Source organism: Pseudomonas purpurea (assembly GCF_039908635.1).
GTDB classification, from domain to species: Bacteria; Pseudomonadota; Gammaproteobacteria; order Pseudomonadales; family Pseudomonadaceae; genus Aquipseudomonas; species Aquipseudomonas purpurea.
In genome coordinates, this window is record NZ_CP150918.1 from 1,114,990 (window position 1) to 1,129,993 (window position 15,004).

Genomic DNA, 15,004 nt, shown 5'->3' on the forward strand with positions numbered 1-15,004 from the left:
GCGACCCAACTCCCGACATTAACAGCGCTTTTACCGGTTGTCCGGCTTTATTTGCGTCTGAAAAATTATCTTTTTTTAGGGGTTGAATTGTTTCTCCGTCTGCCCAACTCTGTAGTCAAGAGGTCACGGACACCAGGTTCCAAACACTGCACCGGGCCTCTCGCGAGCTAGCTGAAATAAGGGAAGAACTATGCAAATCCAAGTCAATAGCGATAACCATATTCAAAGCAGCATCCGACTGGAGGAGTGGGTACGTACTACCATTGAGAGCACGCTCGAACGTTATGAAGAGGACCTGACACGGGTCGAAGTCCACCTGCGGGACGAGAACGGCGATAAACCCGGACCACACGACATGCGCTGCCAGCTTGAAGCGCGGCCAAAAGGCCACCAACCGGTTTCCGTGACTCATAAAGCCGACACCCTGGAACAGGCCATCGAAGGGGCAGCCACCAAGCTCGAACACGCGCTGGAACACCTGTTTGGCAAACTGCGCGGTAAACGCGCTGCGGTGACGCCACTGCCGACAGGCGCTCATGCCGACGCGCTGCTTGAAGAAGAATTTCTCGAGAACGAACAGGCCGCGCTCAATAGCTGACGTCTGACTCACCTTTACCACCCCAATGAAAACGGGCCTGCAATTGCAGGCCCGTTTTGTTTTGTGGCACAGGTGATTTTTGCGTTAACGCCAAAGGCCACCCTTGACCCTAATGCTTTAGACTTTTGAGTGTTGCCGCACACATTGAATTTGGCAGGAAGCAGGCTGGTGTCGTTTGAGACCAGAAGCGGTATAAAACAGGGAGCGTTAGATTGAAAAGTTACATCAGTAATCCGCAACGGTTAACGTTGTCGGTGATGGCTGCATTGTTTTTTGGAATGAGCAGCACCTCTGTTAATAGTGCCGAGATCGATATTCAGGAAATCACGGTAGCTGAGATCGAAAAAGCTTTTGAGTCCGGGGCGTATACGTCAGAGCAATTGACAACGATATTTCTCGCTCGTATTGAAAGATTTAATCCGCACTACAACGCTTTTACTGCGATGAATTCAAAGGCGCTTGATGAAGCCCGTGATGTAGATCGCCGGCGAAAAGCCGGAGAGAAGCTCGGGCCGCTAGCCGGCGTTCCGGTTGTGGTAAAGGACACCATGGATATGGCTGGACTTCCCTCCACAGCGGGTTATGCGCCTCTCTCATCGAGAGCGGGAGGCTTCGATCTTATTCCTGAAAGGGATTCGGCGGTCGTGCAGCGCTTGAGGGCTGCCGGTGCGATCATTCTGGCAAAAACCAATGTCCCTGTTTTTTCCGGAAGCCCTGCTAACGCCAATGACAGTTGGGCCGGAGTGACTTACAACGCGCTTAACCGCTCATGGTCTCCCGGTGGTTCGTCTGCCGGCACGGGGACGGCAGTCGCGGCAAACTTTGCCGTGGTCGGGTTGGCAGAAGAGACAGGTGGCTCCATTCAAAACCCGGCCGGTGCGCAGAGCGTGGTTGGCATCAAACCTACCTTTGGTCTCGTTCCGAACTCCGGGGTGATTCCACAGGCAGGTTCCACACGGGATGTCATTGGCCCGATCGCCCGCAACGTGCGTGATGCTGCGATTACCCTTGATGTGTTGGCGGGGTACACCCTGGAGGACCCTAAAACCACGGCTGCTTTTGGCAATATCCCGCCAGGAGGGTACACGGCGGGTTTAAAAACCGGGGCTCTGAAGGGTAAGCGTATTGGGCTGTTGGGGCCAGGCTGGAGCACCACCTTCGGACATTTGCCACCCGTGACAAAGGTGGAGTATCAGAAAGCCATCGCGCAGATTGAGTCGCTGGGGGCCAGCGTGGTTGCAGATCCTTTCGCCGGCTCCTGTTTTGTTGATCTGGCCCCGGCTGATGGTAGCTATGACCCCCGTGGGTCTGATGCTCATGCCTATGATCTTGACCTTTACCTTAAAAACCTGGGGAACAGTGCAGCCGTTCATTCGCTTGATGAGTTGCACGTAAAGATGGGGATGAACCTCTTCGAAAAGGGAGGGCCACTCGATTACTACACCGAGCAACTGCCTGTACTGGGCCAGTCCTACAAAACCCCCGCCATCGCACCTGATCTTTCCGACTTTGCTCACCTTCGGGAAGACTACTTGCGGGTTTTCAATCATGTAATGGATGAAAACAACCTGGACGCACTGGTCTTCCCGCAAATGGTCGAGCCCTTGGGCGATGTGTATGAAAGTTTCATAGACTCTACAACGTCCTCACCTATCAATATCTCAGGTGTCCCGGGTGTTGTTGTGCCCAGTGGAGCCTATCCGGGAGGCCAGCCATTCTCGTTGATCTTTGTCGGGCGCTTGTGGAGCGAGGGCCAGTTACTGGCCTATGCATTTGACTACGAACAGACCGTGAAGGGACGACTTGTTCCTGCACCGTTGGAAACAACGCCTGGACCGAAGCCGATGTAAGTCAACTGGCCCAGCCCCGAGAGAGTGGGGCTGGGTTTTGATCGGTCATAGAGGCGGGGAGTGTCAGCTTTCGTTTTCTAGGCTCTGTACGAAAACTGCCTGCGTGTCGATCATGCTGCGTTAAAAACAGGCTCGGAATGCTCATTTACAATCCGTAAACTCCGCTTCCTCGCCTGTTTTTGCCTTGCCTGATCGCCACTCGGCGACTTTTCGTACAGGCCCTAGTGTGTGCCGGGCATTAACGCCACTCAGAATGCCACCGACGTCTGCACATACAAGGTCCGTGGTTCGCCCACATATTTGCCCATGTTGTTGTCATCGAACGAGCGGGTGAAGTACTGATGGTTGAAGATGTTTTTCACCCCCACGGCGACGTTCAGGTCCGACAGTCGCGGGCCAAAATCATAAGCCGCCCGGCTGCTGAACAGCATATAGCCAGGGATCTTGCCAGCGTTGCCGGCCTTGCTTTCCTTGACGGTGTTGGCGTTGTCGGCGAACTGGTCGCTCTGGTAGCTGCTGTCCAGGTTCAGTTTCCATTGGCCTTCGGTGTAACCGATGCCCAGCGTTCCTTTGTGTCGGGAAGAGAACGGCACGCGGTTGCCCTTGTTCGGCCCGTCCTCGCGGATGGTCGCGTCGACGAACGCGTAGGTGGCGTAGACATCGAAGCCGGCCAGCGCCGGGTTCAAACCGTCGAGTGCATAGTTGATGCTGGACTCGATGCCCTGGTGGCGGGTTTCACCACGGGCGATCACCGTATCGGTGGTTTGATTGCTTTCGTACTGGTTGTCGAAATTGATCAGGAACGCACCGATTTCGGCCCGCAGGTTGCCGTTGTCGTAACGGGTCCCGAGTTCCCACGTGCGAGCCTTTTCCGGTTTGACTTCACCCTTGTCGACACGTTTGCGCATCTGGCTGTACTGCACGCTGCCGAACGAACCTTCGGTGTTGGCGTAGAGGTTCCAGCTGTCGTTGAGGTGGTACAAAACGTTCAAGGCCGGCAGGGCGGTGTTGTAGCTGCCCTGGTACTTGGCGTTGGCGAGGTTGTCGGTTTGCTGCGAGTCGATCATTTCGTAGCGGATACCGGGCGTGATGGTCCACTTGCCGATATCGATGCGGTCATCGAGGAAAATCGCGTGGGCTTCGGTGCTGCCACGGGTATTGCGATCACGGTTGCTGCCGGTGGTTGGTAATTCGTGGGCGGCGATGGGCGTGGTGAAGCGCTGTTCGTGGCCGGCCTCGTTGATGTAACGGTAACCGAGGCCCACTTCGTGCACGGTTTCGCCCAAATCGAAGCCCTGAGCGAAACGGCTTTCCAGGCCACGCACCCAGTATTCGCGAGGTGACAGCGAGATGAACTTGGTCTGGTCCAGGTAACCGTTGCGCAGGGTCTTGGTGAAGAAACTGTTGACCGTGAATTCACGGCGATCTTCCTGGTAGCGATACCCGACATTGAACATCGTGCGGCGACCCCAGAACTGATCGTTCGGGCGGGTCGACTGGTACGGGTCGGCCTTGTAGTCGGCGACGTTCAGGCCACCCGGCATGTCAGCCTTGCCTTCGTAATACTGGGCGCTGGCGTTGAAGCTGTTGGCCTCGTCGAGCTGGTACTTGCCCTTGAGGATCAGGTCGTCGATTTCGGTGTCGCTGTGTTCACGCCAGTCGCCACCGCGTGTGCCGGAATACAACAGCGCGCCGCCCAGGCCATTGTCGGCGGTGCCACCGGCCAGCAGATTGCCGGTTGTCTTGAAGCCGTCATGGCTGGAAGACGGGCTGGTTTCAGTCTGGAAACCACCTTTGACGGTGGGCGCATCCGGGATTGCCCGGGTCACGAAGTTGACGATCCCGCCGACGTTTTGCGGGCCGTAACGCACCGCGCCACCGCCGCGTACCACGTCGACTGCGTCCATGTTGCCCATGCTGATCGGCGCGAACGACAACTGTGGTTGACCGTAGGGCGCGAACGGCACGGGAATGCCATCCATCAGCACGGTAGAGCGCGAGGCCAGGCGTGGATTGAGGCCGCGAATCCCGAAATTCAGCGCCATGTCGTGGCTGCCGGTGCCGTTGTTGTCCGGCGCGTTGACCCCGGGGATCCGGTTCAGGACATCACGAGCCTGGGTCGCGCCCTGACGCTCGAACGCCTCGCGACGGATCACGTCACGGGCACCCGGGTGTTCGAACACATTGGTTTGCGCCGCATCGCCCAGCCAGTCGCCGACCACGTTGGAGGCGCCCAACTCGACGGCAGTCCCCGCGCTGGCGGGTTGCAGGCTGAACGCATTGTTGCCTTCGGCGCGGGCTTGCAGGCCGGTGCCTTCGAGGAGTTTTTCCAGGCCTTCCTCGGCGCTGAAATTGCCGTTCAGGCCATTGCTTTGCACGCCGCTGGTGACCTGCGAGCCAAAGGAAATCAGCACGCCCGCTTCACGCCCGAACTGGTTCAGGGCATTTTCCAGCGAGGCCGGCGCGATGTGATACGGCTTGGCCTCGGCGGCAAAGGCTTGCGGCAGTACGGCAAGGCTCAGGCTGGCACCCAGCAGAAGGTGGCGCAGTGAGCGGGCAAGCGGGGTGAGGCGGGAAGGCTGGGCGGGCATGCGGACAATCCTGAGAAGGAGGGAATCAAGGTGGCTTTCCTTCTCTGTCACGCCAGATCTGAAAAACGGCTCACGTAGTACGAATTATTTTCGATGATCGCTTTCTGTGGCGAGGGAGCTTGCTCCCGCTGGGTCGCGAAGCAGCCCCAAACCTGACGTCGCCGTTCAGACCCTCGCCTCAACGGTCACCCAATAGCGGGTAAAGCGCTTCACGTTCACCGGCAGACTGATTTCCAGCAGCTCGAGAATGCGTTCGCTGTCATCCAGTGGATAACTGCCGGAGATCAGCAGGTCGGCCACCTTGGGGTCGCAATGGAGTTGGCCACGGCGATAGCGACCGAGTTCGTCGAGGAAGTCCGCCAAGCGCATGTGCGCCGCCACCAGCATGCCGTCGGCCCACGCGCCGCTGTTGGCGTCCAGGGCTCGTGAAGGATCTGCTCCCTGGGCGCTGAAGCTTAGCTGCCGGGATTTTTCGATTCGCAGCGGCGCGCCGTGCTTCGGCAGCAGCTCGACACTGCCGTCGAACACCGCCAATTGCGTGCGGGCGCTGAACTGCCGAACATTCAGTCGCGCGCTGTGAGCCTGCAACAGGCCTTGGGCGGTCTGTACCTGAAGGGGGCGGCTGTCGGCGGCACCGGTCAGGAGGATTTCGCCTTCGAGCAGGCGGATCAGTCGCTGTTGTCCATCGAAACGCACGTCCACCGAACTGTTGGTGTTGAGCTGCAACTGGCTGCCATCGCTGAGCTGCCAGGTGCGGCGTTGACCGATCGGGCTGCGGTAATCCGCGAGCATCGGCGTCAGCGGGTTGTGCTCGCGCAGGCCCCAGGTCGCGGCGGAACCGGCCCCGAGAATCAGCATCAGTTTCAATGCCCGACGACGGCTGCTGGAGGCCGGTGCGTTGAGCGTCGCGTGGGCCAGTGACGAGGGCACACCGCGAAAACGCTGGTTGACCCGCTGAATATGTTCCCACGCCCGTTGATGTTCGCTGTGGGCGTCCAGCCATTGTTGCCAGGCCATTTGTTGGCGCGGGCTGAGGGGCGCGTCCTGCATTTCGATCAGCCAGTGCACCGCTTGCTCGGCGACCTGCGAAGAAAAGCCCGGCTGAGTGCCGTTGATCGAGGCGTTCACAGGGCGAAGTAGCAGCGCAGGGCTGCCTTGTTCAGATGGCGTTTGACCGTGGCGATGGAAATCCCCAGCGTCTGGGCGATCTCGGCGTAACCGAGGCCATCGAGCTGCGCGAGCAGGAAGGCGCGCTTGACCGGTCGCGGCAAGCCGTCGAGCAGTTGATCGAGCTCTGCCAGGGTTTGCAGGATGATTGCCTTGTCTTCCTCCGACGGGGCGACGATTTCCGGCAACTGTGCCAGCGCTTGCAGGTAGGCGCGTTCGAGGTCCTGGCGGCGGTAATGGTTGAACAGCACGCGCTTGGCAATCGTGGTGAGAAACGCGCGCGGTTCGATGATCTGCGGCGTTTCGCGGGCGGTCAGCACCCGCATGAAGGTGTCCTGGGCCAGGTCGGCGGCGCTGTGAGGGCAGCCGAGTTTGTGCCGCAGCCAGCCGGTGAGCCAGTTGTGATGGGCGTGATAAAGGACTTCGACGGTACTGCTCACCGCGAACACTCCGGGCAACCTGGGGATGCTTAAGAGAACAAGAATTGTTCGCATTGTAGGGGTGAGTGCTGGTTTTGGGCAATCGTCTGCGACCGATGGAAGGACGTGCGCCTCATCAGTCTGTTTTGCGTATGAGAATATTTATCATTACTATTGGCGCCTCGTTGCCCCGGTGCAGGTGTCGCACCGTGCTGGACTCCCCTCGTTTCAAGGTCGAAACATGAAAAGCAAACCCGGTGCGCTTCCCGTCTCCTATCGCCTGGCTGTCACATCGCGGATCTGCGCCGCGCTGTTCGGCGGCTATGCCGTTGCGGCGCTGGCCAGTGTCAGCCTGAGCGTGTGGCTGCCGATCCCGCGCGCCGAAGCGGTGGTCAGCGCGATGATGACGTCGTTTCTGGTGTACCTGGTGGCGGTGCTCTGGTGCTTTGCCTGCCGCACCGCGTGGCAGGCCTGGTTCGGGCTGATGGTGCCGAGCTTGGTGCTGGCGGCGCTGGCCGGGCTTGCCTACGGGATGGGGCACCGATGAAAGAGGGTTTTCGTCAGGCCATGGCCTGGTTGCACACCTGGACCGGGTTGATTTTCGGCTGGCTGCTGTTCGCGATTTTCCTGACCGGCACCCTGTCGTATTTCAAGGACGAGATTAGCCACTGGATGCAACCCGAAGTGCCCGCACGCACGGTGAGCGCCGACGCCAGCCTGCTGCTGGCGCAAGACTACTTGCATCAACACGCCAGTGGCGCCTCGCAGTGGTTCATCACGTTGCCCAACGCCCGCGAACCCGGGCTCTCGGTGATGTGGCAGGACCATGCAGCCGAAGGCGAGCGCGGCAACTTCACCGAGAAACTCTTCGACCCGCAAACCGGTGCCGAGCTTCACGCCCGCGATACCCGTGGCGGCGAATTCTTCTACCGCTTCCATTTCCAGCTGCAAATGCCGCACCCGTGGGGCCGCTGGTTGTCGACCGCCGCTGCAATGTTGATGTTCGTCGCGTTGATCAGCGGGATCATCACCCACAAGAAAATCTTCAAGGACTTCTTCACCTTCCGTCCGCGCAAGGGCCAGCGTTCCTGGCTCGACGGGCATAACGCACTGGGTGTGCTGGTGCTGCCGTTTCACCTGATGATCACCTACAGCAGCCTGGTGATTTTCATGACGATGGTGATGCCGGCGAGCATCCTCGTTGCCTATGACGGCAATACCCGAGGTTTTTTCAACGACATTTTCCCGGACTCTGAAACCGTGCCTGCGGCTGGCAAGCCAGGAACGTTGATGCCCTTGGGATCGTTGGTGGAGCAGGCGCGCGAGCAATGGTCCAGCGGCCAAGCGGCGCACGTGGAGGTGAACAACCCCGGGGATCTCAATGCGTCGGTGAATGTGTATCGCGACGGCGCCGACCGTGTGGTGCATGAGTCCGGCAGCCTGGTGTCATTCAACGGCGTCAGTGGTCAGTTGCTCAAAGTGTCGGGCGGACAATCGCTGCCGATGGCGATTTCCGGCAGCTTCTACGGGCTGCACATGGGGCATTTCGCCGGCCCGGTGCTGCGTTGGCTGTACTTCATCTTTGGCCTGGCGGGCACCGCGATGATCGGCACCGGGCTGGTGCTGTGGCTCGGCAAACGTCAGTTGAAACACGCCAAAAGTGGCGTGATGCCGTTCGAGTTGCGGCTGGTGCAGGTGCTGAACGTGGCCAGCATGTCGGGGCTGTTGCTGGCGGTGGCGACGTTCTTCTGGGCCAATCGCCTGTTACCGCTGGCGCTGGCCGAACGTGCGCAATGGGAAGTGAACAGTTTCTTCATCGCCTGGGGCCTGAGCGTGTTGCACGCCATGTTTCGGCGTGGTCGCGTGGCGTGGGTCGAACAACTGACCCTGGCGGCGTTGCTGTTTGCCGGCGTGCCGCTGCTCAACGCGCTGACCACCGCGCAACACCTCGGTGCCTCCCTCCCTCAGGGTGACTGGGCCATGGCCGGGTTCGACCTGACGTGCCTGGGCAGCGGTGTGTTCCTGGCCTGGGCGGCGTGGAAAATGCAGCGCTCGGCCACGCCTCAAACCGCGGCAAAGCCCCGCGCTGAAAGGCCTCGGCCGCTGACGCTCGAACAGAAGGTGAGTTGAATGCTGCTGGCACTGTTGCTCTGTTACACCGGCTTCACCGCGCTGTGCCTGTCTTTGGATCGGCACCACGCCGAGGTGCTCGGGAAAAAAACGTCGGCCCGGCGACGGCTGGGTTTGCGCCTTGGCGGCGGGTCGCTGCTGGCGCTGTCGTTGTGGGCAGCGGTGGCGACGTTCGGTTGGAGTCGAGGGCTGGTGGAGTGGTGCGCGGTGCTGATGATCAGCGCTTTGCTGCTGGTCTGGTTGCTGGCGTATCGACCGCGTTGGGCGTTGGCGATGGCTGCTTTGGGTCTGCTTGCCAGCCCGGTCGCCGCGTTTGCGTCGCTGTAGCTCAGGCCGGGTTTGATGATCAGCACACCGCCTGAATCCCCCGACCTGGATAACGCCGAAACGCGGGGCGGTCGTGCATATTTTCTGCAAGTGTTCTTGTCCCAGCGCTCGCAGATGGAAGCGCTGGTCAGTCGGCGCGTAGGGTGTCGGGCGACGGCGGCGGACCTGGTGCAGGACTTGTTCCTGCGGTTCTGGCGTCGACCGCTGGTGCAGGTCGAAGAACTCAGCACTTACCTGCTTCGTTGCGCCGGCAACATCGCCATCGACCACTTGCGCAGCGAAGGTGCGCGGGTGCGGGTCAATGAAGGCTGGTTACCGGAGCAGCAGGACAATCAGGGCAGTGAACCGCAAGCGGCGCTGGAAGCGGGCAACGATTTGCGCCATGTCGAAACCGCGTTGCGCAGCCTTCCCGAGCGCACGCGGCAGATCTTTTTGCTCAATCGCATTCACGGTCGCAAGTACGCCGAAATCGCCAAGGCCATGGGCCTTTCGCAAAGCGCCGTGGAAAAACATATGATGCGCGCCCTCGAAGCCTGCAAGGCCAGCCTGCGAGAACCACCGCCGCGCACGCCAGGGAAAGCACCGTGAATCATAGCGCCCGCGTCATCCCGACGCCCGATCAGGAGCACGCCGCGCTGGCGTGGCTGAGCCTGTTGCATGACCAGCCGAGCAGCGGCGATCAGCTCACGTTCAGCCGTTGGTTGCAGGCCGACCCGGCCCATGTCGAGGCGTATGCCCAGGCGCAGGTCGTGTGGGAATTGAGCGAGGTGCCGGCCCGCACCCTCGCCGACGAAGACGCCTTGGCCTTGCAGGGTTACCTCGCTGCGATGAACCGTACCCGGCGCTCCCGTATGCGGCGCTGGTCAGGGGCGTTGGCCATGGCGGCGTGTTTGCTGCTGATGGTGTCGATGGGCGCCGGTTGGCAGCCCTCGCGTTGGGTCGATGACCTGGGCGCCGACTACGTCTCGGCGCCAGGCGAAATCCGCACCGTGACCCTGGCCGATCAATCCCGCGTGACCCTTGATGCCGACAGCGCGATTGCCGTGGACTTCACTCACGGTGAGCGGCACATCCAGTTGCGGCGCGGCGCCGGTTTTTTCAGCGTGACCCACACCGGCGAGCCGTTTGTGGTGCAGGCCGAACAAGGCGAAGCGCGGGTGTTGGGCACGCAGTTCGAGGTTCGTTTGCAACCGGCCGGGGCGCAGGTGACCGTGTTGTCAGGTCGCGTTGGCGTGACGGCCAGGCAGGGCTCCGCGCAGCAGATTCTTACGGAGGGTCAGCAAGTGGCCTATGGCACGGGCGCCGCCGAACCGTTGCACGCGGTCGACAGCGAGGCCCAACTGGCCTGGCGCCAGGGTTGGCTGAATTACGCCAGGGCACCGTTGGCCGAGGTGGTCAACGACCTGCGCCGGTATTACCCCGGCCGCATCCTGCTGCTCAACGACACGTTGGCCACCCGCCGCGTCAGCGGCAGTTTTCCTCATCAGGACCCGCAAGCGGTGCTCAACTCCCTGCAAGGTGTGCTCGGCTTCGAACAACACCGCGTGCTGGGACGGTTGATTATCCTGCGTTGAGCCGAGCCTTGCGGGCTCGTCATCCAACCTTCATCTCAATTCCACTGTTCTGTCACTAAACCGTTACAACTCCCGAGGATGATCTGCGCATTCCTGAACAAATGGTCAGGAACAGCCGGAGGGCTCTTTCGTCATTCAGATGATTGAATAAAAGGGAGGTGTGCAATGCGCAGTTGGGATGTCACCCACAAGAAGAAAGCTCATATCGAAATCATCCCGATGATTGATGTGATGATGTTTCTGCTGGTGTTCTTCGTATTAATCAGCCTCAACGTCATTCCCGCAGTGGGCATCAAGACCCAACTGCCCGTCGCCAGTCAGGCGCAGCAATTAAAACCGCAAAACAAAGCCATCATTACCCTGGGCCTTGAAGAACGTTTGCAACTGGACGGTCTGGACATCAATGAAAGTGCCTTGCTGAGCCAACTTAAAGTGCTCAACAACAGCGCTGAGAAGTTGGTGATCATTATCAACAGCGACCAGGGTGTTGAAGTCAAACGGCTGGTGTCGGTGATGGACTTGCTCAAGGGCAATGGCTTCTCTTCCGTTTCTATCGCCACGCGCAAGACCTGACGCCATGTTCAGACTTTATAACGCTCGCAAGTTGATCGCGTGCCTGCTGCCGGCGTGCCTGGTGGTTCTGGTTGTCTACGCCAGCCGGTTGCAGAGTTTGCAGATCAAACCGGTGTATGACAACAGCACGGTCGAAATCGCGCTGATCGATGCCGCCGACCTGTTGGCCGCCGTCGAACCCACCCCCGAGCCACCGCCGCCTGAGCCTGAGCCCCCGGTGATCGAACCGGTGGTCATCGAGCCGCCCAAACCCAAACCGGTGGTCAAGCCACGCCCTCCTGCGCCCAAACCAGTGGTGGTGAAGCAAACGATTGCGCCCCCTGCACCCGCTGCCCCGGCCCCGGTTGCGCCCACGGCGTCACCCGCTGCGGTGGTGGCGAGCGCCCCGCCAAAACCGGCGGTCTCCAACCCGGCGCCGAGCAACGCCACCCAGGAAAGTGCTTACACCGTGGCATTGCGCAGGGAGCTGGAAAAACACAAGCAATACCCCAGCGGCCGCGAAGCGTCATTGCAGCGCCCCCACGGCGATGTGGTGATCTGGCTGGAAGTTGACCGCTCCGGCAACGTGTTGAACAGCGGCATCGAAAGCAAGGCACCGAACATGTTGCTCAACCGGGCCGCTCAAACCAGTTTGCGCCGCGTGGAGAAAGTCTCGCCGTTTCCCTCCGAGGCATTCTCCGGCAAAGACAAACAGCGTTTTACCGCGACCTTCAGTTACAACGTGGAATAACACTAGCGTGGAATAACCCGCCCTCAACTCTCAATAGATGTAAGTAAGGGACTACCCGTGAAGATCAATAAACTCTATGCCCTGCTATTAGCATCGGGCCTGGGCGGCTTTGCGCCGTTTGTACTGGCTGACGACTCGGTGGATGTGGGCGCGGTGAATGTGGCCGGCAAACAAACCTTGGGCAACGGCCATATGATCAAGGAAGAAAGTGCCAAGTCGCGTTCCACCGTGACCAAGGAAGCCATGGATGAAATGGCGCCCACCTCCAATGGTATCGACAAACTCAAGTACACCCCCGGGATCAACGTTTCCAGCACTGACGCCACCGGTTTGAGTGGCACCAGTTTCACCATGCGCGGGATGAACTCCGATCAGGTCGGACTTTCTTCCGACGGTTTCCCGATCAACGATTCGGGTGACTACAGCATTTACCCCAACTTGCTGGGCGACCCGGAAAACCTTGCCGAAGTGTTCGTGACCCAAGGTTCCTCCGAAGCCGATGGCCCGCACATCGGTTCCAGTGGCGGCAACATTGGCATGGTGACGATTCGCCCGGAGCAGGATTTCGGCATCTTTGCCAAGCAATCCCTGGGTTCGAACAACCTGCAAAAGACCTTCGCACGGGTTAACACCGGCAATCTGGGCGGCTTCAAGACCTGGGTGTCGGCGTCCCATACCGAAGGCGACAAGTGGCGCGGCAAAGGTTCGTTGCTGGCCGACAAGGTGGAGTGGAACACCCTGTTCGAAGACGATAACGGCAACTCGACCAACGCCATCGTCAAATACAACCGCCAGGAAAACTACAACTACAACACCCTCAGCAAGGCCCAGTTCGAGAACCAGGGCCGGGGTTTGGACTACGCCGAAAAGACCGTCTACAACAAGGCCGGTCAGGTACTGCAATCCTACAAACTCAACCGCAACCCGTTCGAAAGCGTGACCGCGTCCGTGACCCAGCGCTTTCAATTGCGCGATGACCTGACGCTGACGTTCAACCCCTATTACGTCTGGTCCAGCGGCGGCAGTTTCAGCGGCCAGACCGCGAGCACCGTCACCAGCACCTCAAGCAAGGCCGGCAACTACGACCTCAAGGGGCTGGGCGCCAATACCTATTACCGGCCGTCATGGACCGAGACCTGGCGCCCCGGCATCACCAGCAAATTGAAGTGGGACATCAACGAAGAGCACAGCCTGGACGTCGGCTACTGGTACGAGCGCGCACGCCAGCGCCAGACCCAGCCGTTCATTGCGATCAATCCGGGCGGCAGCCCGGTGGACATCTGGGGTGACTATGGTGCTTCCAATCAACTGGTGGACCGCAACGGCAAGACCGTTCAGGGCCGTCATCAGTACACCGTGACACCGGCGCAGAAACTCTGGGTGCAGGACACCTGGCTGGCGACCCCGGACCTGACCCTGACCGGTGCCCTGGCGTATCAGTACGTCGAGCGCGATGGCAACAACCTGGGCAGCCTTACCGACAAACCGGAGAAGAAAGACGCCCGGTACCATCAGTTCCTGCCCAGCTTCAGCGCCAAGTATCAGGTTGATGCGGCCAACCAGGCGTTCTACAACGTGACCCGCAACATGCGCACCCCGCCCAACTACGTGCTGTACAACAAGGGTGACTCGTTCAGCCTCAAGCCTGAGTTGAGCTGGAACCAGGAACTGGGCTGGCGCTACAGCGAAGACGCCATGGCGTTGAGCGCGAGCCTGTTCTACATCACCTTCAAGGAGCGGCAGCTGTCGACCACCGACCTTAACGGCGACTACGTGGTGACCAACGTCGGCGACGTGACCAACAAAGGCCTGGAGCTGGAATGGAGCGGCCTGCTACCGCACAACTTCAACTACTACGCCTCGTACACCTACACCGAGTCCGAGCAGCAGGACGATTTGCGCAACAAGGGCGTGTTGCTGCCCACCTCCGGCAAGCAACTGGCCAACGTGCCGCAGAACATGTTCAACCTGAGCCTGGGTTATGACGATGGCCGCTACTACGGCAACGTCGCGGGCAAGTACGTGGGCAGTTACTACGGTGATTTGACCAACGACGAGAAGATCGCCGGGCGTACCGTGGTCGACCTCAATACCGGCGTGCGCCTGCCGGTGGACAAGAAACTGCTGAAGTCCGCGACCCTGCGGCTCTCGATGCTCAACGTGTTCGACAAGGAATACCTGTCCTCCACGCGCACCGTGTCGTTCAACTCGCAAAAGACCAATGGCCTGGCGCCGAGCACTGCGTACTACAACGTCGGCGAAGAGCGTACGGCCGTGGTTTCGCTGGAAGCGGCGTTCTGATTTCTGCTGAATTCGTCCCTACACGAGGGTTTACCGATGGACATGAATCTGCTGCACGACATCACTTTCTACACCATGTACGGCGCGGCCGCGATTGCCGCTTTCATCGCCGTGGAACGCGGCATTTACTTCAGTTTCAGCCTGCGTCAGGCGAAAAAACTCGAAGCAGTGCTCAACCCCTCCATGCACGCAGTCGAGGACTTGCCCGCTGCGTTGCGTCAGCGCAACAGCCTGCCGTTGGAAATGCTCGACAGCCTGTTTGCGCATAAGCAAGGGCTGGCCAGCCACAAGGACCTGGAAGACCTCAGCGAGTCGATCTACATTGCAACCCGCAGCAAGCTGATGCATGGTTTGTGGCTGCTCGAAACCGTGGTCACCGCCGCGCCGTTGCTGGGCTTGCTGGGGACCATTCTGGGGATCATCGACACCTTCAAGGCCTTGGCCGAGACTGGTGTGTCCGATCCGGGCGAGGTCTCCAAAGGCATCGGCACCGCGTTGTACGCCACGGCATTGGGGATCGCGATTGCCCTGGGCAGCATGATTTTCCATAACCACTTTCAGGACCGGGTGGAGCGTATTACCGACCACCTGAAAATCCTGTTGCTGCGCGCCGGCATGGGCACGGCGCTCAAGGTGGTCGAGACGCCTCGTGCCATAAACGGGCAGTTGCAACCGGCCTGACCCAGCCGGGTTGGGCAGGGGCCTCGGGTTTTGCCCGGGGCCGTTCTTTTTGCGCGTGCGATG

The 15,004-nt window shown here is 60.0% G+C and carries 14 protein-coding genes; 11 read left to right on the forward strand and 3 right to left on the reverse strand.

Going from position 1 to position 15,004, the window contains the following annotated elements:
* The first annotated feature begins 190 nt into the window (after positions 1–190).
* Both AABM54_RS05030 and AABM54_RS05035 read left to right on the forward strand, forming a co-directional pair.
* The gene (locus AABM54_RS05030) at positions 191–598 is read left to right on the forward strand and encodes an HPF/RaiA family ribosome-associated protein (RefSeq protein ID WP_347904199.1); all 408 of its coding nucleotides are present in this window, start codon (positions 191–193) and stop codon (positions 596–598) included.
* Positions 599–810: 212 nt separating this feature from the next.
* Positions 811–2,448 carry an amidase gene (locus AABM54_RS05035; RefSeq protein ID WP_347904201.1) on the forward strand — a complete coding sequence of 546 codons (1,638 nt, stop codon included), beginning with the start codon at positions 811–813 and terminating at the stop codon, positions 2,446–2,448.
* Positions 2,449–2,696: 248 nt separating this feature from the next.
* On the opposite strand, the gene fecA is transcribed toward AABM54_RS05035, so the two are convergent.
* The 3 genes from fecA to AABM54_RS05050 all read right to left on the reverse strand — a co-directional run bounded on the left by fecA (position 2,697) and on the right by AABM54_RS05050 (position 6,700).
* Positions 2,697–5,039: a TonB-dependent Fe(3+) dicitrate receptor FecA gene (gene fecA / locus AABM54_RS05040; protein WP_347904203.1), complete on the reverse strand. Its 2,343-nt coding sequence runs from the start codon at positions 5,037–5,039 to the stop codon at positions 2,697–2,699.
* A gap of 165 nt (positions 5,040–5,204) precedes the next feature.
* On the reverse strand, positions 5,205–6,167 hold the full coding sequence (locus AABM54_RS05045) for a FecR family protein (protein ID WP_347904205.1): 963 nt from the start codon (positions 6,165–6,167) through the stop codon (positions 5,205–5,207).
* Positions 6,164–6,700: a sigma-70 family RNA polymerase sigma factor gene (locus AABM54_RS05050; RefSeq protein ID WP_347904207.1), complete on the reverse strand. Its 537-nt coding sequence runs from the start codon at positions 6,698–6,700 to the stop codon at positions 6,164–6,166. The genes AABM54_RS05045 and AABM54_RS05050 overlap by 4 nt, the downstream gene beginning before the upstream one ends.
* Positions 6,701–6,866: 166 nt before the next feature.
* Between AABM54_RS05050 and AABM54_RS05055 the strand changes: the two genes are divergently transcribed.
* The 9 genes from AABM54_RS05055 to AABM54_RS05095 all read left to right on the forward strand — a co-directional run bounded on the left by AABM54_RS05055 (position 6,867) and on the right by AABM54_RS05095 (position 14,941).
* Positions 6,867–7,172 carry a DUF3649 domain-containing protein gene (locus tag AABM54_RS05055; RefSeq protein ID WP_347904209.1) on the forward strand — a complete coding sequence of 102 codons (306 nt, stop codon included), beginning with the start codon at positions 6,867–6,869 and terminating at the stop codon, positions 7,170–7,172.
* On the forward strand, positions 7,169–8,755 hold the full coding sequence (locus AABM54_RS05060; protein ID WP_347904210.1) for a PepSY-associated TM helix domain-containing protein: 1,587 nt from the start codon (positions 7,169–7,171) through the stop codon (positions 8,753–8,755). Before AABM54_RS05055 ends, AABM54_RS05060 begins: the two co-directional genes overlap by 4 nt.
* Complete coding sequence (locus AABM54_RS05065; protein WP_347904212.1) at positions 8,756–9,082, forward strand: DUF3325 domain-containing protein; 327 nt, start codon at positions 8,756–8,758, stop codon at positions 9,080–9,082. It abuts the gene before it with no gap.
* Between the two features lie 15 nt (positions 9,083–9,097).
* A complete protein-coding gene (locus tag AABM54_RS05070; RefSeq protein ID WP_347904214.1) occupies positions 9,098–9,670 on the forward strand; it encodes an RNA polymerase sigma factor in 573 nt (190 codons plus the stop codon).
* On the forward strand, positions 9,667–10,656 hold the full coding sequence (locus AABM54_RS05075; RefSeq protein ID WP_347904215.1) for a FecR family protein: 990 nt from the start codon (positions 9,667–9,669) through the stop codon (positions 10,654–10,656). Before AABM54_RS05070 ends, AABM54_RS05075 begins: the two co-directional genes overlap by 4 nt.
* Before the next feature lie 165 nt (positions 10,657–10,821).
* Positions 10,822–11,229, forward strand: a complete 408-nt coding sequence (locus AABM54_RS05080) for a biopolymer transporter ExbD (RefSeq protein ID WP_347904217.1) — start codon at positions 10,822–10,824, stop codon at positions 11,227–11,229.
* 4 nt (positions 11,230–11,233) lie between these two features.
* Entirely contained in the window at positions 11,234–11,959 is a 726-nt protein-coding gene (locus tag AABM54_RS05085) for a TonB family protein (protein ID WP_347904219.1), read from the forward strand.
* A gap of 57 nt (positions 11,960–12,016) precedes the next feature.
* Positions 12,017–14,260 (forward strand): TonB-dependent receptor, encoded by a 2,244-nt coding sequence (locus tag AABM54_RS05090; protein ID WP_347904221.1) that lies wholly within the window; start codon positions 12,017–12,019, stop codon positions 14,258–14,260.
* A 36-nt stretch (positions 14,261–14,296) separates the two neighbouring features.
* The gene (locus tag AABM54_RS05095) at positions 14,297–14,941 is read left to right on the forward strand and encodes a MotA/TolQ/ExbB proton channel family protein (protein ID WP_347904223.1); all 645 of its coding nucleotides are present in this window, start codon (positions 14,297–14,299) and stop codon (positions 14,939–14,941) included.
* Positions 14,942–15,004: the final 63 nt, after the last annotated feature.

Excerpts from the sequence above, each read along its gene's own strand:
- AABM54_RS05030 (WP_347904199.1), top strand. The coding sequence starts at position 191 with ATGCAAATCCAAGTCAATAGCGATAACCATATTCAAAGCAGCATCCGA.
- fecA (WP_347904203.1), bottom strand. The coding sequence starts at position 5,039 with ATGCCCGCCCAGCCTTCCCGCCTCACCCCGCTTGCCCGCTCACTGCGC.
- AABM54_RS05050 (WP_347904207.1), bottom strand. The coding sequence starts at position 6,700 with ATGCGAACAATTCTTGTTCTCTTAAGCATCCCCAGGTTGCCCGGAGTG.
- AABM54_RS05055 (WP_347904209.1), top strand. The coding sequence starts at position 6,867 with ATGAAAAGCAAACCCGGTGCGCTTCCCGTCTCCTATCGCCTGGCTGTC.
- AABM54_RS05060 (WP_347904210.1), top strand. The coding sequence starts at position 7,169 with ATGAAAGAGGGTTTTCGTCAGGCCATGGCCTGGTTGCACACCTGGACC.
- AABM54_RS05065 (WP_347904212.1), top strand. The coding sequence starts at position 8,756 with ATGCTGCTGGCACTGTTGCTCTGTTACACCGGCTTCACCGCGCTGTGC.
- AABM54_RS05070 (WP_347904214.1), top strand. The coding sequence starts at position 9,098 with ATGATCAGCACACCGCCTGAATCCCCCGACCTGGATAACGCCGAAACG.
- AABM54_RS05080 (WP_347904217.1), top strand. The coding sequence starts at position 10,822 with ATGCGCAGTTGGGATGTCACCCACAAGAAGAAAGCTCATATCGAAATC.
- AABM54_RS05085 (WP_347904219.1), top strand. The coding sequence starts at position 11,234 with ATGTTCAGACTTTATAACGCTCGCAAGTTGATCGCGTGCCTGCTGCCG.
- AABM54_RS05095 (WP_347904223.1), top strand. The coding sequence starts at position 14,297 with ATGGACATGAATCTGCTGCACGACATCACTTTCTACACCATGTACGGC.